Here is a 21,827-nt window from a genome sequence, read left to right as displayed (position 1 = left end):
TCACTCGCTTCCTCGTCACGATGGTATATAATAGGGGTTGTGGGCGCGGCGCGACCAGCGCCGCCTGCTCAATCACGCCTGGAGCTTGCAAGCATGAGTACATCCGCGTCCTCCTTTACCAGGTACCGGGTCGCCGCTATCCAGTACGAACCCACGCCGGGCCAAAAGGAGCAGAACATCGGCGACCTGTTGCGTCTCGTCGAGGAGGCCGCCCGTCACGGCGCGCGACTGATCGTCTTACCAGAGCTGGCCACGACCGGCTACTGCTGGGAGTCGCGCGAGGAGATCGCCCCCTACGTCGAGCCTGTCCCCGGCCCTACCTGCCTGCGCTTCGCCGAGCTGGCCGCCGCCTACGGCTGCTATATCGCGCTGAGCCTGGCCGAGGTCGACCCCGAAAGCGATGTCTATTACAATACGACGGCTCTGCTCGGCCCCCAGGGCCTGCTCGGCAAGTATCGTAAGCTGCACTCATACATTGCTGAACCACGTTGGGCCCGCGATGGCGATCTGGGCCTGCCGGTCTGGGATACGCCGCTGGGACGCCTGGCGATCCTGGTATGCATGGACGCGATGTATTTCGAGGCCGCACGCCTGGCCGCTGTTCGCGGGGCCGAGATCTTGCTCTTCCCCTGTGGCTGGCTAGACGAAAAGTGCCCCAGCAGCTGGTGGATGCTGCGCGCCTTCGAAAACGGCGTCTACCTGATCGCCGCCAACCGCTACGGGCGCGAGCGCGGGGTGCAGTTCAGCGGCGGGAGCTGCATTCTGAATCCCGACGGCTCGATCCAGGCTTACCGCGACGATGGCGAGGGTATTGTCTACGGCGAGGTCGATCTGGAGCGCTGCCGCGACAAGCAGTGGGGACCTGCCGGCGAAGAGCCGCTGGGCGATCGCCTGGCGGATCGTCGCCCCCGTGACTATGTCTCGCTGGTGCACAATACCTATCTGTGGGAGCCGCTGCGCTTCCATGGCCTCTATCAATCCCACGAGCTGCCGCCCGGCCAGCTCTCCTGCGCCGCTTTTGTTCAGCTTGAGCTACGTGAGATGCTCGCCGCGCCCGAAGAGGAGCAAACAGCAACTACTGCTACTGTCTCGAACGAGGAGCGCCTGGAACGTCTCCGGTCTCTGGTGCGTTCGCTACTGCGCGTCCATGAACCTGCCTATCCAGATGTGCTGGTATTGCCCGAGCTGGCGCTGCCAGGACCATCCGACCCCTCCCATCCCGATTTCGCGGCCCGGATACGCGCCGGCGCTATCCGCGTGCCCGGCCCCGAGATCGAGGCCCTGGTAGCTCTGGCCACAGAGTTCCAGCTCAGCATTGTGCTGGGGGTCGCTGAATGCGCATATGCTGATGGAAAGGCTGAGCCAGTCTACTATAATACGGTGCTGTTGCTCGACCCCGAGGGAGTTCACGGGATCTATCGCAAGCTGCATCTCACGCGCGCCGACCGGCGCTGGGCCAGTCCAGGCAACCTGGGCCTGCCCACCTTCGATAGCCCCGTAGGACGTATCGGCCTGGCCACAGGCTACGACGTGCTTTTCCCGGAGACGCTGCGTGTGTTGGCAGGCAAGGGCTGCGATCTCGTCTGCGCCCCGACCTTGCTCAATTTTCCCAACCCCAGCGGACTGGGGCCGACGGCGATCCCTTTCGGCCCGCACGTGGCCCCCGAGGGCTACGATCCCTTGCATTACTTACCCTGGCGCATTCGCGCTGCTGAGCATCATGTCTACCTGACCATTGCCAACTGGAGCGGCGAGGCCAGGGGCGTTCGCGCCAATGGCTTAAGTGGCATTTACTCGCCTTCTTGCTCCAGCTACCCCTGGCGTGAGGTAATCGCCGAGGAGGGCGAGTCAACGCTGATGCTGATGACAATCGATACGCGTGAGCAGCGCACTGGTCGACGCTCGACGACGCTTTCACCAACCTATATGCCCGGTGATGTGGCCGGCTCCTTGACCGGCGAGCTGGCCTACGATATCCGTGAGACCATCCCCGGCAACGTGGTCCGCTCCAAGCCACTCCTGCGCAAGCGCCAGCCGCTGTGGTATCTGGACCTGGTGCGTGCGGCTGCCGGTGTGGCCTTTTCCGCTCCGGCAGAATCGCCCGCCACGCCAGCCGCACGCTGACTGGTGAGGGCCGGAGCAGCACCTGCCTGGGTGTATCATTGCCTTCGGCCTACTACCCTACGGCGCATCCAGCAGCGCGGTCGCTGGCGACGAGCCAGGTCTCACTGCTGGCGCGCCGTTTTTCTTGTTGCAGGCACCAGCCTGAGTGATCGCTGCTATCTGCTGAAATTCTCTGGTTACACGAATGAAGAGTTCAGCTTTGTTCGCTCAGTTTCAGAGCCGTCTGAGCGCTGCCGGCGGCGTAGCCCACTGGGCCGAGGACCTGGCTCAGGCCGCTGAGATCATCGCTACCCATCCCGCGCTCGCTGAACAGCGGTTGATTGTCCCACCTGCTTTTGCGGCTTGCCAACCCTGGGGGGCACTCCTGCCGCTTTTGAGCGCGCGCGGCATTCGTCTGGAGGAGGCCATGACCCCCGAGCACGTCGCCGATGCCCCGGCTGGCCTCTCTTGCGCCTCCCTGGCCATCGCCGAGACTGGCTCGGTCTTCCTGGCTGACAATGCCCTGGCGGCGCGCATCGTGGGCATGCTGACACTGACCCACTTTGTTCTCGTCTCCGCTGGACAGCTGGTTCCACTCCTCGATGAGGCAGCTACCTTGCTTCAGACCTTGACTCGCCCGGGTCCCCAGCAACAGCACTATATTTCTCTGGTCACCGGTCCCAGCCGCACCGCCGACATCGAACGTACGCTGACGATCGGCGTGCAGGGACCACGCGCGCTCTGCGTGATTGTCGTCGCTACTCCTGCGAGTGACCCATCTCTCTTCTCTAGCGAGGAAGCAAAGGACAGGGACAATGAGCAATAAGGAGCATGCACAGGCAAACGAGGCGCAGACCCTGATCTCCCGCCCAGGCATTGCCGGGCCAATCCCGGCTGTTCACGATATGCCCCCGTTTGCGGAGCGCCTGCAGCGAGGCCTGGAGGATGAGAACATGCACCGCGCCCTGGAGCGCTTCGCGCCCAGCTGGCGTCAGTCGCGCCAGGCCCTCTTCGAGGCCACAGCGGCAGAATATGGTTCCGACTATAGCTTCGTCGCCCTGCGCCAGCGCCTGCGCGCCGCCAAGGACGAGGCCATTGCCCACCAGCAGGAGTTGGTGGCTCGCTTCAAGGAGCAGGCCACAGCCGCCGGCGCCGTGGTCTATGAGGCCCGCAGCGCCGAGGACGCCAACCGCTATATTTACGAACTCTGCCGCCGCAAGGGCATCACGCTGGTCGTCAAGTCCAAGACGATGGTCAGCGAAGAGATCGAGCTGAACCACTATCTGGAGGAACGAGGGATCAAGGCCGTCGAGACCGACCTGGGCGAGTGGGTAGCGCAGCTTGACCATGAACGCCCTTCGCATATGGTGATGCCCATTATTCACAAGACCCGCCAGCAAGTGGGCGAGGTCCTCAGCCGCGCCACCGGACGCGAGATTTCGCGCGAGAATGTGGCCGAGCAGGTGGCGGTTATCCGCCGCGAGCACCGCCAGGCGTTCCTGACCGCCGGCATGGGCATCAGCGGCGCCAACGCCCTCATTGCCGAGAGCGGCACAGTGATGCTCAATACCAACGAGGGCAATGGGCGCATGGTCACCTCGCTACCGCCAGTGCATGTGGTGCTGGCCGGCTACGATAAGCTGCTGCCCACCTTCGCCGATGCCATGACGCAGATCCGCTTGCTGGCCCGCAGCGCTACCGGCCAGCCCATGACCAGCTATACGACCTTTATTACGGGACCGGACCGGCCCGGTAAGGAGGTGCACATTGTCCTGCTGGACAATGGACGCAGCGCCATGCGCGCCGACCCACGCTTCAAGGAGGCCCTGCGCTGCATTCGCTGCGCCGCCTGCGCCAACATCTGCCCGCCCTATCAGCAGGTCGGCGGCCACGCTTTCGGTTATATCTACAGTGGAGCCATCGGTCTGGTCGTGACGCCCTTCCATCATGGCCTGGAGGCCGCCGCCGGTCCCCAGAGCCTCTGCGTGAGCTGCAACGCCTGTGAGACCGTCTGTCCGGTGGAAATCCCTCTGCCTTCCCTGATCCTGGATGTGCGCAGCCGCGTAGTGGCCAGCGAGGGCCTGCCGTGGCTCAAACGCCTCATTTTCGGGGTTTTGGCCCGTCCACGCCTCTTCGATCTCTTCACACGCCTGGCCGCTCTCGGCCAGTGGCCGGCCACCAGGGGTACGCCCTATGTGCGCTATCGCTACCTGCGCCTCTTCGAGGGCCTGCCAGGCCTGCGCCCGCTGGCCCGGTTGACACGCTGGCGCAGCCTGCCAGCGTTTGCGCGCCGCCCCCTGCGCGATCGCATTGGGGCCCGCGCCAATCTGGCCGCCGCTCGCCAGGAGGGACGCCGCCCCGATGAGATGACGGTCTGCTATTTTGCCGGCTGTATGACCGACCGCCTCTATCCCGAGATGGGCGAGGCCGTCATCCAGATCCTGGAGCGCTGCGGCCTGCGCGTGGTCTTCCCGCGCGCCCAGCACTGCTGCGGCCTGCCAGCTCTCAATTCAGGCGACCGCCAGCATGGCCTGGCAATGGCCAGGCAGACGGTGCGCATGCTGGAGCGTGCCCTCGACGAGAGCGGGGCAGACTACATTGTCTGCGCCTCCACCAGCTGTGTTGTTACCCTCATCCAGGATTACCTGCGCCTCTTTGAAGACCTCCAGCTGCAGAGCTGGCTCAACCGCACCCGCGCCCTGGCCGGGCGCATCATGGATTTCACCAGCTTCCTGCTGCGGGTCCTGGTAGCCCAGCAGCGACTGCCAGCGCTGCGCCGTCTCAGGCCCGGCGAGACGGCGCCTGTCGTGACTTATCACGATTCCTGTCAGTCGTGCAACTGCCTGGGCCTGCGCACAGAAGCACGCCAGGTCATTCGCGACGTGCTTGGCCTGGAGCTGCGCGAGATGAGAGACTCCGACGTCTGCTGCGGCTTCGGCGGCTCTACCTCGATCGAGCACCCAGAGATTGCCGAGCGCCTGCTGGAGAGAAAGCTGAGGCACGCCGAAGAGACCGGGGCCACGCTGCTGGTCTCCGACAATCCCGGCTGCCTGATGCACTTGCGCGGCGGCGTTGACGCCAATGGCCGCCCTCTGCGTGTGCTGCACCTGGCGCAACTGGTGGCGGAGTACCTCGCCTAGCCGCTTCAAGCGGGAGAAGAAGAAGAAGAAGAGCACTCAGGCCCTCCCCCTGGCCGGCAAGCGCTTGCCAGCGGGGACGGCCTTGATAGTCTTGTGCCTCGCGCCCAATTGCATTACAACGAGCTGCAGAGTATACTGTTAATGCATCGGGGCGAGGGCCGTCACTCCTCTGCTCAAGCCGGCTCTCTCCTCATCAGAACAGCAACTATTTTTCAGCGAAATTGGAACGCAACGCCTGACCAGACTGGCGTTGTGGGAAAGGCGGTCAGCCGTGAGCTGCATCTTCTGTGAGATGATCAGCGGAAAAGTGGAGGCCAACTTTGTCTATCAGAGCGATGAGGTGGTGGCCTTTTTGAGCGAAGAGCAGCCCAATCCCTACAAAGTGGTGGTCGCTCCGCGCAAGCATATTGAGACCATCTACGATCTGGATGATCAGCTTGCCGCGTGTATCTTCCAGGCTACCGTTCACGTGGCTCGCGCCATCCGTCGTGCCAGCAACTGCCCTGGGCTAAGCCTGGTTCAGGCGAATGGCCACGCTGCTCAGCAGCGCGTGCGCCATTTCCATCTCCACCTGCTGCCTCGCTTCCCTCACGATACCGCCCTGGGCCGCGTCTTCCTGCGCTGGGAGGGCTGCCCGGCGGAGCGCAGCGAGCTGGAACGGCTGGCAGCAGATCTTCATGCCCAGCTCTCTCATCAGAGCCATTCCTGCTAACCAGGCTCACTGAGCGACGTGATTGCGCCCCTGCCCGGCATCCATGCCGTTGGAGCTGGGCAGGCCGAATCAAGCTCACGTTCGCACTCTACCGTTTCTTCTCTGGCAAGACTGCTTTTTCAAGCAGAGCGATCAACCATCGCTTTCCTCTCTCCTTGCTATCTTTTTCCCACAATAGATCGTTATTGGCCAGGAGACTGGCAGAACCGTAAATAACCCGATCAGTTGTTCCTCTGTTGGCGCAATATTCCCTCATCCTTTTCGAAAAAATGCTCCACTTAAATTGATCTATGATATACTATGTTCATCCCTACTCTCTACCCCGGCCTGCCACGCGCAAGCAGAAGCCTTTCGCGCTCAGCCTCCTGGTCGGCAGGGCCGGCCAGCCCACAGGAGAGCACGTCGGCTGGCAAGATCGGACGAGAACTAGCAAGCCAGGATGGTGGGGACAAGCGATGAGAACGGTTGTCACGAAGCGCCTGACGCCTAGCTATCTTCAACGGCTCTATCGCGAAAGCAGCCTGGAAGCCGGAGCAGCGGCCCTCACTGTCTTCCTGAGCCTCCTCTGGATGGCCCTGCGCCTGGGAGGCAGCCAGGCTACCGCCCTTTTTGCTGATGTCATGTACTGCCTCTGCGCCCTGGGCGCCGCCGCTCAGGCCGCCCTTACCGTCTGGCGCAGCCGCTATGGCCCTTTGCGCCTGACTGTTCGCTATCAGGCTGCCTGGTCGCTCGTCAGCATCGCTCTGCTGCTCGACGCCCTCGGCGGTTCGCTCTACTTCTATCGCGATTGGATAGGACAGGCCAACGCTCTTCCTTCCCTGGCCGACCTCGCCTTCCTGCTCAACTATCCGCTGATAATCAGCAGCCAGCTACTCATCTTGAGCGATTTCAAACTGAACCGCACTGTTCTCCTGATCTTGCTGGACTCGCTGATCACAACACTCTGCCTGCTGGGAGCAATCTGGTTCTTTCTCGTCGGCCCCTCCTATGCTTCTCTGCGCCAGAGCGGTATCGATCCGGCCACGTTGGGGATCAGCCTCAGCTATCCCTTCCTCGATCTGCAGGTCGTGCTCGCCAGCGCCATGCTTCTGACACTAGTCCGTGTGGAGCGACCTCTGCGCCCCTCGCTGCTGCTCCTCATCGTCGGCGCCTGCTCTCTGCTCTGGTCCGATAGCTGGTATTGCTACCTGGTGCTACACCAGGCTTACGTTTCAGGAACGCCCTATGTCGATACTGGCTGGTTGCTCTTCTTTACTGCGCTGGGGCTGACCGCCTCCTGGCAATACGCTACGCTCGCCCGGCATGCCTACCGCCAGCAGGTCCCGCTCCGTGAGCTTAGCCAGGTCCTAGAAACGGCCAGTCGCGCCAGGGGCGACGAGGAGTCGCCGGCGAACGAGTATCCTTCCGATCATGTGCTGCTCTTCCAGAGCCTGCTGATCTATCTACCGTTCGCTATCGAGATCGTGCTGACGCTCTATTCCAGCCTCATCCACGATGGTGTCCGGGCCGCCTTCCTCGATACGTTGACGGCAGCGGTGGCCATCTGCCTCTTTCTCCGCTATCTGCTGACCGATCGTCAGAACAGTGCACTGCTGCGCGAGCGTGAAGAGCGCCGTCAGGAGGCCGAGCGTCTGCGCCTGCTAACGGCCCAGCTCAGCGAGATTTTGGAGCTGAATCCTCTACTGGAGCGCATCGTGAGCCTGGCCCCCACAGCTCTGGGTTGTGAGGCAGCGCTGCTTTTCATCCAGGAGAAAGCTCCCTTTCCAGAGATGCCGGCCAGCGTGAAGGTCTATGTGGCTGCTCCACCCGCCGGGCCAGTGATTCTCTGGCGCTTTGAGGGACAGCACCTCGACGTCTGCACGATTCTACAGCCACGCGAGCTGGAGGTGCGCTGGCCTGTAATGACGCCCGAGCATCTCCCCGCGGAGCTTGTGGCCTGGTATACCCACATGGATATCCGTACGAGCCTGGTCATCCCCCTGCTGTATCAAGAGAAACACCTGGCCAATTTGATCTTCTGTAGCCGCTCAGACCGCCCGTTCTCGCCAACGCAGAAGACGATGGCGCGCACTTTCGCCGAGCAGGCCGCCACCGCGCTCGAACATGCCTTTCTGTACCAGGAGGCCCGCGAGCAGGAGGCTTTCGCCCAGGCCCTGGCCAATATCGCCACCCGTCTCAATTCAGCCATTGTCGAGCCGACGGAGATCCATCAGATCATCTGTCGCGAGGGAGCCAATGCGCTCGATGCTGACTATGTTCTGCTCTATACTCCCGACCAGCATGGCTGCCTCCTCCCCCAGGCCATTGTGGCCAGCGCCGGCGAGCCATCCAGCGAGCTGAGCGAGTGGCCGGTGATCTACGAGCACGAGTACGAGGCCCAGGCCCTGGCCTCGCCCCAACCTACGCTGATCCCCTTGACTCACTTCTACCAGCTTGACCCGCCGCAGCCACCAGCGCCGGTAACGCTGCAGGCCCAGGCCCGGGCTGTCGCCGTGGGGGCGACGGTCTGGTCACCGCATCCGCCACGGCGGCAACGCATGCATCGCGCCCTTTCGCTGCGCGAGCTGCTCGCCAGACGCTACGTACCGACAGCCATCCTGGCCCCTCTTTTCTCACACAATGTCGCCGTCGGCTTGCTGGTCCTGGCCCGCTCGCTGCGTCCAGGCACCCAGGAGCGCCAGCCGCTGGGCCTGCCCGATCTGCCACGCGCTCAGGGCTTCGCCGAGCAGGCCGCCGTCGCCTATACCAATGCCACGCTCTATCAGCAGCTCCGTACAGCTCATCAGCAGCTGCAGGAACTGGACCAGCTCAAGGACCAGTTCATGATCACAGCCTCCCATGAGCTGCGCACCCCCCTGACCGCTGTTCAGGGCTATCTGGAGCTGCTGGCCCAGTACGATGAGATCCTCTCCCCCGAGCAGCGCCACGAGTTCTTGCATAAGACGCGCCTGGCCTGCGACGAGTTGGTGCTCCTGCTCAATAACGTCATGGACGCCAGCCGCCTGGAGGTCGATGCTGGCATTCGCCCGGCCCATATTGAGACGGTGGCCGTGGAGGACATCGTGCAGAGCGTCGTCGATATGATGGAGCCGCAGCTCACCCAGGAGGAACGGATCGTCTATCTGGACATCCCCCCCGATCTGGCAGTGCAGGCCGATCCGGTGCGCTTGCGCCAGATCCTGCGCAATCTGGCCATGAATGCGCTCAAGTACTCACCGCCAGGGACGCCGATCACCTTCCGCGCCCGCGCTTCGCTAGATAGCACTTCACTACGGCCCTGCGCCTTGATCAGTGTCAGCGACCGTGGCAAGGGTATCCGTCCCGAAGACCAACCGAAGCTGTTCCAGCGCTTTGTGCGCCTGGAGAGCGATGTCAACAGTCCCGTCCGTGGCTCTGGCCTGGGTCTCTACATCTCGCGCCGCCTGGTAGAGGCGATGAGGGGGAAAATCTGGGTGGAGAGTAGCGGCGTACCGGGGGAAGGAGCGACTTTCACTATTGAGCTACCCCTGATGGGCAACGGCCTCAGCTAGCCAGCGGAGGAGCCTGGAGCAGCCGCGAGGTTCCATCAGTACTTCTTCTATCGGCGCAACCTCAGCGCCCATCACTCGATCTGATACTGGCAGGCCAGGGCCAGGGAGGCATGGGCAGGCAGCGGAGAGTAGAGAGGGCAGCGGGGAGGGGGAGAGACAATCACCTCTCTTTCTGCCCTTCCGCCTTTCACCTGATCATCCGATCCACTTATCTGGCCGCTTGCCCCACTCGCCCGCCCGCACCACACCAGCCTCAGGCACTCGCTTACTTTTTCTGCTCTTCCCTGGCGGCAGTGGCTTCTGCTTGCCTTTTCACCAGAGGGGGCACATGCTGCTCACAGAAGCGGAAGGTCCGCCCGCCGGAGAGCAGCTGAGCATAGGCTGCCGGCTCGCCGCAGGTATCGCAGCGGCCCACATGTGTTTTCACTGCTTTCATGAGAAAAAAAGAGAACCTCCTTACCGCGGTCTATAGGCAGGTACCGACGCCACTCGCTGCGCAATCTCAGCGTGAGCGAGGAGGGCCAACGTGTACCGATCTTCAGAGAGGATTCGCCATCCTATATGATACCACACCAGCGCACCCTCCGCTTCTCTAGAAGGAAGCTCAGCCAGAATCTTGTCTTATGTAAGAGCGCCCTAATCTTCTCTAGTCGGACCAGGTCGCGGGCGGCTGCAAGGCAAGGAGCAGAGAGAGACAAAGCGAGCAAGTTGAGCAGCAGCGCGCAGCAAAAAGTGTGAGAACCTGGTCCAAGAACGAACTTCCGAGCAGGCTGGGGCGCTAGTGAGAGGAAAGTGAGCATGAAGTGGGCGGGAGTAAACTAGAGATAGTGGTGTCGGGTCACCTGTGGTGATCGTCTGGGTGCCAGCGTGCTCGTTGAGCCGGGCGCCTTCAGGCCAGCATGCCCGTGTGCTCCGAACCGGAGGCCGTTGAGCCGCGCCGCGCCGCGGCGCCCGGGGAGTCCAGGACAGGCTCCGGTTGCGCTCTGTTGCGTGCCACAGCAGAGGGTCCGTTGAGCCTGACCCTGCGCGAGGCTGCAGCGCAGAGTTCCGACCCTGGCTCGTTGAGCCGGGCGCAGCCCTGCAGGCCAAGCTGACTGGCTCCGAGCCGTTAGACGATCACCACACCACGCCCACCCTGGCCGAGCCGTGACCACCCACCTGCGCCGGCCAGCGCGTCCGAGACGCTCGTCGCCTGCCATCGTTGGATCTCCTGTGCCAGTACCCTCTTCTCTCTTCTTTCTTTTTCTCTGATCGTTCCCCACGGCTCGCGCCAGCCATCAGGGCGGCCTGGAGAGAGGATCAAGAGTCGGGGTAAGCGGTGGCATCGGCCTCGAGCGCCATCTCTTCTGAGGTCGAGGCGGCGGGCGTCGGTGTCGGGGCCAGTAACGGCTCCTCACCCGGTTCGCGCACACTGATCTCCAGGCGGCCCTCAATCGCCGTCACATGCACCACGCCCGGCTTAGGAATGTTCCCCATCAAAATGCGCAAACTGAGCGGCACGGTCAGCAAGCGCTCGATGGCCCGACGCAGAGGACGGGCCCCCTGGGTGCGGCTAAAACCCTCTTTACAGAGCAGATCGATAGCGCTCTCATCGGCTTGCAAGGTCAATCCCTGCTCCAGCAAGCGCGAGGCCAGCTCATTCATCTGCAGACGAGTAATTGCCCGCGCATGCTCCTGGGTCAAGGGGTGGAAGATGACCACCTCATCGATACGGCTGAGAAACTCGGGGCGGAAGGTCTGACGCAGGCGCTCCATCAGCTGCTCACGCTGCATCTCTTCCAGCGAGGTCTTGCTGGCGGCGCGGAAGCCGCTGGGTAGGGAGCGTCCCAGCATTTCGGTACCTACGTTGGAGGTCATGATCCAGATGGCATGCTGAGCGTCGACCGTATGTCCCTGAGCATCGGTCAGGCGCCCGGCATCGAAGACCTGCAGGAAGAGATCGAAGACCTCGGGATGAGCCTTCTCCACTTCGTCCAACAAGACCACGCAGTGGGGACGGCGGCGCAGCTTGCCGGTAAGCTGTCCCTCCTGGTCGTAACCGATGTAGCCCGGCGGCGCGCCGACCATACGCGAGACGGCATGTTTCTCCATGTACTCCGACATATCCACACGGATTAGATATTCATCGGAGCCAAAGACCTCGGCAGCCAAAGCCCGCGCCAGCTCGGTCTTGCCCACGCCCGTCGGCCCCAAGAAGAGAAAGACCCCCGCGGGGCGATTGCGCGGCTTCAAGCCGGCCCGCGCCACTTGAATCGCCTGGGTCACGCGCCGAATGGCCTCGTCCTGGCCGATGACGCGCGCCTTCAGCCGGCTCTCCAGATTGAGCAGACGATCGCGCTCCTCGCGGCCCGGCGCATTGACCGGGATACCGGTGCGCGCCGAGATCACTTCGGCCACGGTGGCCGCTGTGATCACCGGCTCCTCGCCTAATTCATCGCGATTGTCTTGCTCGACCGATTCATCCTCCACCCAGAAGACCCGGGCCTGCGAGCAGGCTTCATCGAGGACACTGCAGGCTTTGTCAGGCAGGCGCAAATTGGGCAGATACTGGACCGAGAGATGGACCGCGGCCTGGAGGGCTTCCTCGGTAATGCTGACATGGTGATGCTGCTCGTAGAGTGCCCGCATCCCCCGCAGAACCTGCAGCGCCTCCTCCGGCGATGGCTCTTCGATGATGATCGGGCGCAGGCGACGCTCCATCGCCGCGTCTTTCTCGATCATGCGGTACTCTTGCGGGGTGGTAGCCCCGATACAGCGCAGACGGCCCCCGGCCAGCGCTGGCTTGAGAATGCCGGCGGCGTCGATACTCCCATCGGCAGCTCGCCCAGTGCCGATCAGCAGGTGCATCTCATCGATAAAGAGAATGATATTGCCGCTGTTCTCGGCCTCTTCCAGCACCTTGAGCAGCCGCTCCTCGAATTCACCGCGGTACTTTGTGCCGGCCACCAGCGAGCTGGCCGACAGCTCGATGAGGCGCTTGCCGCGCAGCTCTGGCGGTACCCGGCCCTCGACAATGCGCTGGGCCAGGCCCCCGACGATAGTCGTCTTCCCCACGCCCGAGTCGCCGATCAGAATCGGATTGTTGCGATCCTTGAGCATCATCGTTTGCATGAGCAGACGCAGCTCTTTCTCGCGTCCGATGAGCGGGGGTAGCTGCTTCAGACTGGCCTGGCGCGTCAGATCGCGGCCCAGACGCTCCAGAAGCGAGTTACCGGCCCGCGGCGCCGGCTCGGCCAGGCTGAAGCCCGCGGGCATCTCCACCGCTGGCGGCTGATGCGGCTCCGCGGAAGGGGCCAGTTCCAGCAAGGCATGGGCCTCACTGGCCATGATTAACTCGATCAGTTGCTCGGGATTGATGCCGATCTGCGTCAGCAGGTTGTGGGTCACCCCATCGCCCTCGCTGAGTACGGCGCGCGCAATGGCACGCTCGTCGATCATGCTGGCCCCGGCACTGATGGCATTGCGCTCGGCGGTCAGCAGAATCTCCTTGCAGCGCCGCGTCGGCAGGATCGGTGTGTCACTGGTGGCCTTGCCGCTGCCCAGGGCGCTGCGAATGACATCGCGCACCTGCTTGGGCGAGAAATTGAGACTCCGCAGAGCATCCTGGGTACAGCCTCCATCAAGCTTGGTCAGGGCGATGAAGAGATGGGGCGTTCCCAGATAATCCTTGCGCATGCGCCGCGCCTCCGCCAGAGCGATGCTGAGCACCTCCTCCAGAAAGCGCCGGTCGAGAGCGTGCGACGAAGATGGCAGCGAGGGGATCAGTGGCTCTTCCTCCTCTTCAAAGATATCGACATAGTCGGCGGGATTGCGCTCGGGCAGCCCAAAGCTCAAACGCAGCAGCGGGTCACCGTAAAGCTGGAAGGAAATCCAGGCCGCCTGCTCAGGCCGACGTTGGGCCAGCACGGCGCGACTACGCCTGACCGCCTCGCCAATGGCGACCCCATCGCTTAACTCCTGATAGAGCAGGACGGCGAACTCGCGAACGCGCGCGGTCGACAAAGGCCAACGCAGGACCACGACTGCCCCCGCGCCGGCCTCGATCAGGCGTCGGGCCAGGCGCTGCAGCAGCTCCTCTCGCTCCGGCTGGCTGGCCGTCCCCGCTCCCATCATCGGCGCGGGCAGTCCGCTGCCGCCGCGTCCTCCTGAGCGCTCGCTTTCGTAGTGACTGACAAAGACCAGGGGACGCCGCGGTAAGAGCTGAAAGAGCTGGGCCGCCGCCTCGCCATCGAGGCGCGAGCTGCCCGCCAGGGCCAGCGCCGGCTCGCCTGCCACTAGCAACGGCCCCGCCCCGGCATAGTGAATGATCTGCGGCGGCTCGCTGCTGATGCGCATGCGCATGTCCAGCTGATTGGCCTGCTGACGATAGAGGATCGTGCGCCCAATCGCTTCGGGCAGGGCAGTGCAGAGCGCAGCCACCTCTTCTTCTGCTGCGCTGCGCTCACCTGTCGGATTGACAAGGAAGAGGACCGAGAGACCCACCTGATCGCGCCTTCCCATTTTGCGCTGCATCCGCTCCGTCAGCGGCGCCAGGCGCTCTTGCCGCGCCTCGCCCGCTAAGCGGCTCACGCTCAGCCGCTGACAGAGAAAGGAGCTTGGGCGGATGCTCCCATCAAAGCAAAGCTCCCAGGGGATTTCAGGAGTGTTGGTGTCAAGCACGAGGGGGAGATCAAGATGCCGCAGCGCCTCCTGCAGCGGCAACGGCAACAGCTGCTCAAAGAGAAAGCGCCCCAGAGCCTGTACCGAATCGTTAACCGCGCCCAGCTTCATTGTCTGGCGCTTGCTCTCGGCCAGAGCCTGCGTCTGCATGTATTGAGTCACGGCCTGCAAACTGCGCCTGAGCCGCTCTTTGAGCTCAGGGGTGATCTCCGTGACATAGTCGCGCCCTTCCTTGCTACCTTCCCTGGCAGAATACTCAGGCAGGTCAAGCCGGAAACGATAGACGCTTTCAGTGCGTATGATACTCAAGAGCGCCGGCAGTTCCATGAGTTCTTCTCTTCTACTATCTTCCCAGATTAGCTAGCCCTGAGAATACAACCTACTGCAAGAGCAGTATATCCCAAGCATGAGTCGCTGGCAACAGTAGCTTTCTTCGCCCTCTCACCACATAAATACAGGCACTCTGCTACATCTGTAGAACGAGCATACTACAAGCTGCATGATTGGTCAAGCATTTCAGCGTTTTAGAGACGTTACGGTGATCAAGGCTTACTCATCGGCAGGTCGACCTCAGCCGTGGTCAGGACAGCGTTCGCCATGCCGGTGAGCAAGCCTCTAGAGTGGGCCGGGCAACGAGCGGCTAAACGCCGACGCGGGGGTAGCAGCTGCTCTGCGTGCTCGCAGCCTGTCCCTGGCCCTGGCTGCCACCAGTGGACAGGCTACGTGGCGTGATGAGCAGGTCGCTGCTCAGGAGGGTATCCACATGGGTCCCGGCGAGATTGAGCTGGCTGCAGGGGTCAGGCGGCAGAATGGTGACATCCAGCTCCGGGTAGGTGCCCGCCTGGCGCTGGACCAGCAGGGCATAGTGTCCCTTGTTGAGGGGAGGCACATACCAGGAGAGAGTGACGGTAATGGTGCAGTTCTTGGGCACCACTACCCAGCCGCCGAACATGGCCCGCCCCGCCACATCGCTGACGGTATTGGTCGGTGGCCCAACGCTGTCCAGCGGATGCCAGTCACCCGGGTTCTCATCGCTCAGGGTCGGCGAGGCCGCCCCCGGCTGATACTGCCCCGGCGGACACATCAGTTCGTCGTGCGGATAGACTACGGTCGCATTGCAGGCAGGTAGTGGCCCCCCACAGAGAGGGGTCCCGCTGTCAAAGCCGTCGCCACTCAAGAACTTGCTGTTCGGTGGGACATAGATGCGTACGTAGTCGCGATAGGTATCGTAGCCGTAAACCGGCCCGGTATCGGTATAGGCCAGGCGGAGCTGCAGATAGTGGGTGGCTCCGCCGTTGGCGTCCAGCGTGACGACATCGTGAATGAGCGTCCGCACATACTGCGAGGCCTTGGTCGCGTTGAGGTTGGCCTGCACAACATAGAGGCCATCGTGGCTGGTCGAGCGGTCCATCTGGGCACCATAGCCGTATTGGATGAGCAGCTGCTCGACACGTGGATCGGTGACATAGATTTCGATGTCTTTGGTTTTAAGGTCGTAAAGGGCCTCATGAGCAATGGCCAGGATCTCGTCAGGAGGAGCATGACGCACACGATCCAGCAGGGTCTGGGCCAGGCGCGAGGTGAAGAGTTTGCGGGCCTGACTGGAATCGTCAACATGCTGGACGATCTGCTGCTTGCGCACTCCCTCGCTGTCGAGCTGGTAGAAGTGGAGGCGATCTTCGAGATTGAGGGCCGTGATGGTCTCATTGTAGCCCGGCACGGTAATCGGGCCAATGATCTGCAAAACGTGTTCGATGAAGAAGGGGGTTAAGGCGATGACGCCATCGACGTGGCGCCCCGTCTCATGCTGGTAGGCCTGGATGGCCAGCTGCCCGGTGGTGGGAAAGTCCGCCGAGAGGTTGGAGTCGCGCAACCCCCAGTTGGCGAAGGGCCACCAGGAGCGATAAGGCTCGGGAGCAAGCTGGCCCAGCGTTGGGCTGCTGGCGGTGTATTCGACAAAAGAGATGTCTTTGAGCGAGAAGGGCGCGATGCGGCCCGCGTTGATGGTCAGCTCGCCATACTGACCAGTGAAGCCGCCAGCTGGTCGCAGCTCAGAGCGGTCCATCGTCTGCACCAGATAGGTGCGCGGTTTGTCTACTCCCAACAACCAGCCTGCAGCGTCCAGGAGCTGGCGCGCCTGGCTCAGGCTCTGCTGGAGCACCGGGAGCATCTGCAGCACCTGCTGCACCTGCTGCCGCTGGCTACTGCTGAGGGGCAGGGCTGCCAGCGAGAGATTCTGACTCTGCGTCTCGATGTCCCGCAATGAGGGCATGATATTGTCGATAGTCGTTCCCAGCAGGTTGAGCATGTCCTGAGTGACCAGCGGCTTGCTCGAATTGCTGAGAAGGGGTCCCTGGAAGTGTGGGGCCAGGCTCCTGGCCGCCGGGATCAGCTTGAGGCCGATGACACTGACGTCAACGCCGATCTGGGTCGCAGCCCGCGCCGAGCTGACCTGCAGCCGATATTGCGGAAGGAGAGCAATAACGGTATGGATGAGAGCGGAGTGGTCAATGATGTCTCGCGCCTCGGCGAAGGATTGTTGAGCCTGCTGCAGCTCCTGGGCGGCCTGGTTCAGCTTGTCTGCTTCGAAGAGACTGGAGGGATGGGCTTTGGCGCCGTTGAAAATAGTCTTGAGGGCGAGCAGGTGCTCAACGCCGGCGGAGGCCTGCCCGCGAAGGGTGCTATAGGTCAGATAGGCCTGCAATCCTACGGCCAGCCCGCTGACGATGGGCAGACCGATGCCCAGCAAGAGGATAGCGAGGAGCACCAGCGCCTTGAGACGTTGCCGCCCTGTGCCATAACGCGCCTGCTTCCAAAGGCGTCCTGGCCACTGAGGAGGACGGAGACGACGGGCGGAGCGACGCCGTGTACTCGCACTCTGCCGGGCCGCGCTCTTCTGTTGGTGATCCGCCGTCTGCTCACGGTGGGCAGCAGGCGCTTGGGCCACCAGCTGCGGGGCCTGCTGCTCACCTTGCCCGATAGCCACACCTGGAGTAGCCAGGGGCAACGTTTCGGCTTCGGCCAGGGGAGAGGTGGAGGTCGCAGCGGTCAGTGTGGCGGGGGCACTGGCCAAAGGCAGGGTCTCGGCTTCGCTGAAGGCGGCCTTGCGCCCCTCTTCGACAGGCTCTTCGGGTTTGCTCTCGGGGGCCGTCGGCTCTGGCCCCGGCTGGTCGGCAGAGGCTGGGACCGCTGTGGGGAAGGTTACCGGCGCCGGTCCAGCACGCAGCAGAGAGGACCAGGCCGCTGCCGCGCGTTCGATGGCGGCCCGGGCCTCATCGCTGGCACGCTGCTCCACAGCTCTGGCCGCGGCCATGCTTTGAAGCTTGATCGTGTCTTCGTCCGCCAGGCTGCTCGCCTCCGCCTCTACTGGCGCGCCTTCTCCTTTCGCTGCTTCCTCGGACGAAACGCGGCTGGTCAGGGCTGGCTCCTCTTGCGGGTTACCTTGACCCGCTGCTTCCTCACGCTTTGGATGGTTGCTATTTATAAGCATATCAGACATGGATTACCTCAGAAGAACCCCGGGCAGCTTGATCTCAATATATACAAAATCTATTATCATGTACCGGTGATGGTTTTTTGGGACAGCCTGATCAGAAAGGTAAGAGAGCCTCCTCTCTCCCTGAGTATAACGTATGGTGAACAGGCATTGTTGCTTTTTCAATCAGGGGTCCTGTTCGGCCAGGGGAACTGCCCAGGACACTGGAGCTGAGTCGCCTCACTCTGACGGAGTGAAACCTCTGGTCACACCTGACGCTCGCCATTGAGTCTACGGGTGCTCAGATCCAGACGCCGCGTTGGTCTGCCGCGCGCCCGGGCCGCGGGCGGGTAGTAAGGAGTGGCAGCAGCGATGATGTCGCCGATACGCGCCAGTACCTGCAGGTAGCATGTGCCAGAGCGATGATAATGGGCGAAGAGCATCAGCAAATGATGGATCAGAATATCGGCCTCATCGGTATGACGCTCCAGGGTGATCTGTCCGCCGATGGCCTCCTCGCCCTCGCGCAGCATGGCCTCCTCACCTTGTTCGTCCAACAGCAGGCGGCGGGTATCGCGGCGCGGGCGGGCTGGCCAGAGAAGCAAGGCAACTACCCGCCCCTTGAGGCGCTGCTCTCGCAGGCGTCCGGCTAGATAGCTGCCCAGCTTGTGGATCGCCGCACAGGTTTCGTCAGCGTCGGCAGCATGCTGGAAGCGAATGCGCGCATTCTGGCTCAGCGGCGGTGCATCGGGGATCACCAGGCTGTAGTCCTCACCCTGAGCCAGCTGATGGAGCCAGCGCCCGAGGCGGCCCAGACGCCGCTCTAATCCCTCGGGAGCCAGGGGGGCCACCTGCGCAAAGGTCGTGATGCCGAAGTCGCGCAGGTGAGCAACCAGCTCGGCCAGTTCTTCAAGATCAAAGCGCTCCGCCCGGCCCTCCAGCTCGGCAGCCCCCGAACGCAGGCCGGTTCCTTCGCTCTCACCCTCGCGCCCCCCCAGGGCGCCAGGTTCGCTGCCATGCAGCTGTAACAGCAGTGAGAGGGGCAGCGACTGGACGAAGGAGGCCTCGCGACCCGGCGGGATATAGAGGATGCCCTGGCGCCCATCTTTGCGACTCATGAGCGCGGCTAGCTCGGCGATGGTTTTGCCGTTGGCGATACCGATCAGGGCGGTTAGACCAAGGGCGGCGATGTCGCTGCTGAGCTGCTGCGCCAGGAGGATCGGTGAGGTAACGGGCTGCGGGCTGCCGCTCAGATCGATAAAGGCATCGGCCAGGGGCACCGACTCGACGATGTGCGAACAGACGCGATAGCGCTCACGCAAGCGCTGCAGAATCGGTTGATAGCGATCGTAGGAGGCTGGCAGGAAGAGCGTGCGCGGGGCAAGACGGTAGGCTCGACGCAAGGGCATGCCAGGGACGATGCCCAGGCGCACCGCGGCAGGGGAGGCGTCAATGACTCGACCTGGCTCGTTCGGGCGCCCCGTACCGGTCCCTACGACAAACGGCAGGCCATGTAACGAGGGATTGGCCATTTCCTCCAGCGTACAGTAGAAGTGTCGAATGCGGACATGCATGATCCCCTGACGCAGGAGCGCCTGCTCTGAGGCCGCTCCCCGCTCTGCCGACACCGGCCTCCCCACAGGTGCACGTGGAGAACGCAGCGCTGCTGGCTCCCCAAGGATTGACGGATTCAACGTCCCTGACTGATCTTGCTCCATAGTAGCCTTCTGCTCAAACTAACCTCTCCCAGTTTAGATTATACGCTACAAACGGGCTATTTCCAGCCCATCTCTCCAGCCGGGTTGATCTGCACAGGCTCCCTGACAGGCCTCGGCCTTGACAAGCTCTTCTTCGGAACCACCGAAGCGAGCAGCTGGTGCGCTTCAAGAGTCGCCGCCTCACCCCGTTCAGCTCCGCCAGAAAATATGGTAAGCTGTTCGTGGGGCGGATTCGCCCAGACCAGGCAGCCCACCTGTCTCCTGCCTCACCAGCAGCGAGCGCTGGCGCTGACAGTTTCACAGACGCGGTAGAGCGCGCACGCTCAGATTGGAGGGTAAGACACGATGTCCATGCTTCAGAACGAGACGTTCAGCAAAGTGGGAAGAGAGGCGAGAGCGACCTTGGGCGGTTTCAAAGCTTTTATCTTGCGCGGTAATGTGGTTGATCTGGCCGTTGGTATCGTCATCGGCGCTGCTTTCACCAACCTGGTCAACGCCATCGTTAGCGGACTGATTACTCCCCTGATCGGCCTCTTCGGCGGCTTCGATTTTTCGCGCCTGAATGCAGGCCGCTTTGCCTTCGGTACGGTCATCAATAGCGCTGTCAGCTTCCTTATTGTGGCGGCAGTGCTCTATTTCCTGATTGTTTTGCCAGTCAGCAAGCTGATGGCTCACCATAAGAAGGGCGTGCCGGAGGAGAGCGCCACGCGCGAGTGCCCCTATTGTCTGAGCAGCATTCCAGCGGGGGCCAGCCGCTGCGCTTACTGCACCTCGGACCTGGGCCAAGGCGAGCCTTCTTCGGCTCCGGCGGCTGGCGCTTGAGGCCCTTTTCCTGCCCGCCTGTCCAACGAGCCAGCGTCTGAGCTGGATCTTCCTTTGCCCTGGTTGAGAGGGGAGTATTTTCTGTCTCCTTCCTCGCCTGGCAGGAGATTCGTGCTATACTAATCTACGGAATCTGAGGGCAATGCAAAGCGGGTGATCAGGTGAACGCCGGGTCAGAGACAGGGCAGAGCCAGAGCCGCACACCTGAGCCAGTGGTAGCTCAGCCACGGCCTGGCCGAGAGCAGCCTGATCTGCTCTGCTCTCTTTCTGCACCGCGTACGGAGGACCGGCGTGGCCTGGTCACTTCTGTGCTAGGCCGGTCATGGATTCGCCAGACCCACAAGCCCCTGGAGAGGCGGCCTGACTTAGTTCTTTGTTGAGGAAGGAAACGGAGCGCTTAGGATGTCATCGTCATCTGCGTCGGGGCCACTACGGCTGGAAGACTGGATTAGAGATATTCCCGATTTCCCCCAGAAGGGCGTTCTCTTCCGCGATATCACGCCCCTTCTGCAAAATCCCGAGGCTTTCCGCGCCGCCATTGATCGCCTGGCAGCCCATTACTCCGGTGCGGGCATTCAGACTGTCGTTGGCGTCGAATCCCGAGGCTTTATTTTCGCTGCCCCCCTGGCCTACTTGCTCGGCTGTGGCTTCGTCCCAGTGCGCAAGTTCGGTAAACTGCCAGCGAAGACGGTCAGCGTGGAGTACGCTCTGGAATACGGTACCAATATTGTAGAGATGCATACCGACGCCATCAAACCAGGCGAGCGGGTGCTGATCGTCGACGACTTGCTGGCCACCGGTGGTACGGTCTCGGCGGCGATGGAGCTGGTCGAGAAGCTGGGTGGCCATATCGCTGGCATTGCTTTCCTGGTCGAGCTGACCTATCTGAAGGGCCGTGAGCGCCTCAAGGGCTACGATGTCTTCGCTCTGATTAAGTATTAAGGCGGCGAGCCAGCCGGGCTGGAGCGGAGAGGAGTAGACAAGACCGGCAGACAAGCAGGCCAGGGGCGGCAGGTTCGTCTTCTCTCCCTCCGCCATGCTTCAAGGCCGCCGGACGCGGGGGAAACCAGGGCGCTTGCCGGTGGTCCCTCTCTGCTCCCGCATCGCAGTGAAGCGACCTCTCTCCTCACAGATCTTGCCTCTATCTAGCTGCCTGCTTGTCTGGCTGTATGGCTGGTTTGGCATCCTCCACCGCCAACGGCTGCGCTCACCGCGTTTCACTGGTGGCTATTATCAGTTAGATGGAGCGCCTCCCTCCGGCAATGAGTTCAACGAGGAGCAAGAGGAGCGAGGCCCCAAGAAAGGCGACCAGCGTCGTTCCGAGAAAGTGAAATGTCTCGTTGATGCCCAGCAAGCTCATCAGAAAGCCCCCGATGACGGCCCCTACCAGCCCAACGCAGATGTCGAGCAGACACCCCAATCCTTGCCCACGTACCAGCTTTGCCGCTAGAAAGCCCGCTATCAGTCCGACCAATAGCCAGGCAAGTAGCTCGCCTGGATAGAGGTGGACGTGACCCAGGCCCGGGTGAAAGCTAATTCCATCCATCATGAAAGGCCCTTTCTCTCCTTCTGCTGATGTCTTGCGCTGCCAGGTGCCGGAGGCAGTACGGGAGCACAGCCGGGAGAAGGCACGGCCTGCCCTCCCCGCCAGCTGGTGCGACCCACCGG

Annotated in this window: 12 protein-coding genes; 7 read left to right on the top strand and 5 right to left on the bottom strand. The window is 62.5% G+C overall.

Features of this window, described 5'->3' with window-relative positions:
• The first annotated feature begins 93 nt into the window (after nt 1–93).
• The 5 genes from A4R35_RS20445 (at nt 94) to A4R35_RS20425 (ending at nt 9,485) form a co-directional block, all read left to right on the top strand.
• A complete protein-coding gene (locus A4R35_RS20445) occupies nt 94–2,124 on the top strand; it encodes a nitrilase-related carbon-nitrogen hydrolase (RefSeq protein WP_112432678.1) in 2,031 nt (676 codons plus the stop codon).
• A gap of 199 nt (nt 2,125–2,323) precedes the next feature.
• On the top strand, nt 2,324–2,929 hold the full coding sequence (locus A4R35_RS20440; RefSeq protein ID WP_189362118.1) for a LutC/YkgG family protein: 606 nt from the start codon (nt 2,324–2,326) through the stop codon (nt 2,927–2,929).
• Entirely contained in the window at nt 2,919–5,243 is a 2,325-nt protein-coding gene (locus A4R35_RS20435; RefSeq protein ID WP_223258428.1) for an LUD domain-containing protein, read from the top strand. The genes A4R35_RS20440 and A4R35_RS20435 overlap by 11 nt, the downstream gene beginning before the upstream one ends.
• A 271-nt stretch (nt 5,244–5,514) precedes the next feature.
• Nucleotides 5,515–5,955, top strand: a complete 441-nt coding sequence (locus A4R35_RS20430; protein ID WP_112432674.1) for an HIT family protein — start codon at nt 5,515–5,517, stop codon at nt 5,953–5,955.
• Nucleotides 5,956–6,410: 455 nt separating this feature from the next.
• Entirely contained in the window at nt 6,411–9,485 is a 3,075-nt protein-coding gene (locus A4R35_RS20425; RefSeq protein WP_189362116.1) for a GAF domain-containing sensor histidine kinase, read from the top strand.
• Between the two features lie 265 nt (nt 9,486–9,750).
• Here the strand turns inward: A4R35_RS20425 and A4R35_RS24425 are convergent, their stop codons facing one another.
• The 4 genes from A4R35_RS24425 to A4R35_RS20410 form a co-directional block, all read right to left on the bottom strand.
• A complete protein-coding gene (locus tag A4R35_RS24425) occupies nt 9,751–9,921 on the bottom strand; it encodes a hypothetical protein (protein ID WP_189362114.1) in 171 nt (56 codons plus the stop codon).
• An 863-nt stretch (nt 9,922–10,784) separates the two neighbouring features.
• Nucleotides 10,785–14,471 (bottom strand): AAA family ATPase, encoded by a 3,687-nt coding sequence (locus tag A4R35_RS20420; RefSeq protein WP_112432670.1) that lies wholly within the window; start codon nt 14,469–14,471, stop codon nt 10,785–10,787.
• Between the two features lie 313 nt (nt 14,472–14,784).
• The gene (locus A4R35_RS20415; protein ID WP_112432668.1) at nt 14,785–17,634 is read right to left on the bottom strand and encodes a DUF4012 domain-containing protein; all 2,850 of its coding nucleotides are present in this window, start codon (nt 17,632–17,634) and stop codon (nt 14,785–14,787) included.
• A gap of 251 nt (nt 17,635–17,885) precedes the next feature.
• On the bottom strand, nt 17,886–19,337 hold the full coding sequence (locus A4R35_RS20410; RefSeq protein WP_112432665.1) for a DNA polymerase Y family protein: 1,452 nt from the start codon (nt 19,335–19,337) through the stop codon (nt 17,886–17,888).
• Nucleotides 19,338–19,682: 345 nt separating this feature from the next.
• Here A4R35_RS20410 and mscL point away from each other — a divergent pair, with 345 nt between their 5' ends.
• A complete protein-coding gene (mscL, locus tag A4R35_RS20400; RefSeq protein WP_223258427.1) occupies nt 19,683–20,159 on the top strand; it encodes a large conductance mechanosensitive channel protein MscL in 477 nt (158 codons plus the stop codon).
• A 402-nt stretch (nt 20,160–20,561) separates the two neighbouring features.
• Entirely contained in the window at nt 20,562–21,101 is a 540-nt protein-coding gene (locus A4R35_RS20395; RefSeq protein ID WP_052890092.1) for an adenine phosphoribosyltransferase, read from the top strand.
• 295 nt (nt 21,102–21,396) lie between these two features.
• Here the strand turns inward: A4R35_RS20395 and A4R35_RS20390 are convergent, their stop codons facing one another.
• A complete protein-coding gene (locus A4R35_RS20390; protein ID WP_223258426.1) occupies nt 21,397–21,708 on the bottom strand; it encodes a GlsB/YeaQ/YmgE family stress response membrane protein in 312 nt (103 codons plus the stop codon).
• Between the last annotated feature and the right edge of the window lie 119 nt (nt 21,709–21,827).

The sequence above is a fragment of the Thermogemmatispora tikiterensis genome, from assembly GCF_003268475.1.
Classification (GTDB): Bacteria; Chloroflexota; Ktedonobacteria; order Ktedonobacterales; family Ktedonobacteraceae; genus Thermogemmatispora; species Thermogemmatispora tikiterensis.
Note: the sequence above shows the minus strand (reverse complement) of the source record. Positions and strands in the feature narration are given on the sequence as shown.

What these genes read in the sequence shown, in the direction of transcription:
- A4R35_RS20395 (WP_052890092.1), top strand. Translation starts at nt 20,562, where the DNA reads ATGTCATCGTCATCTGCGTCGGGGCCACTACGGCTGGAAGACTGGATT.
- A4R35_RS24425 (WP_189362114.1), bottom strand. Translation starts at nt 9,921, where the DNA reads ATGAAAGCAGTGAAAACACATGTGGGCCGCTGCGATACCTGCGGCGAG.
- A4R35_RS20390 (WP_223258426.1), bottom strand. Translation starts at nt 21,708, where the DNA reads ATGATGGATGGAATTAGCTTTCACCCGGGCCTGGGTCACGTCCACCTC.
- A4R35_RS20435 (WP_223258428.1), top strand. Translation starts at nt 2,919, where the DNA reads ATGAGCAATAAGGAGCATGCACAGGCAAACGAGGCGCAGACCCTGATC.
- A4R35_RS20445 (WP_112432678.1), top strand. Translation starts at nt 94, where the DNA reads ATGAGTACATCCGCGTCCTCCTTTACCAGGTACCGGGTCGCCGCTATC.
- A4R35_RS20420 (WP_112432670.1), bottom strand. Translation starts at nt 14,471, where the DNA reads ATGGAACTGCCGGCGCTCTTGAGTATCATACGCACTGAAAGCGTCTAT.
- A4R35_RS20425 (WP_189362116.1), top strand. Translation starts at nt 6,411, where the DNA reads ATGAGAACGGTTGTCACGAAGCGCCTGACGCCTAGCTATCTTCAACGG.
- A4R35_RS20410 (WP_112432665.1), bottom strand. Translation starts at nt 19,337, where the DNA reads ATGGAGCAAGATCAGTCAGGGACGTTGAATCCGTCAATCCTTGGGGAG.
- mscL (WP_223258427.1), top strand. Translation starts at nt 19,683, where the DNA reads ATGTCCATGCTTCAGAACGAGACGTTCAGCAAAGTGGGAAGAGAGGCG.
- A4R35_RS20415 (WP_112432668.1), bottom strand. Translation starts at nt 17,634, where the DNA reads ATGCTTATAAATAGCAACCATCCAAAGCGTGAGGAAGCAGCGGGTCAA.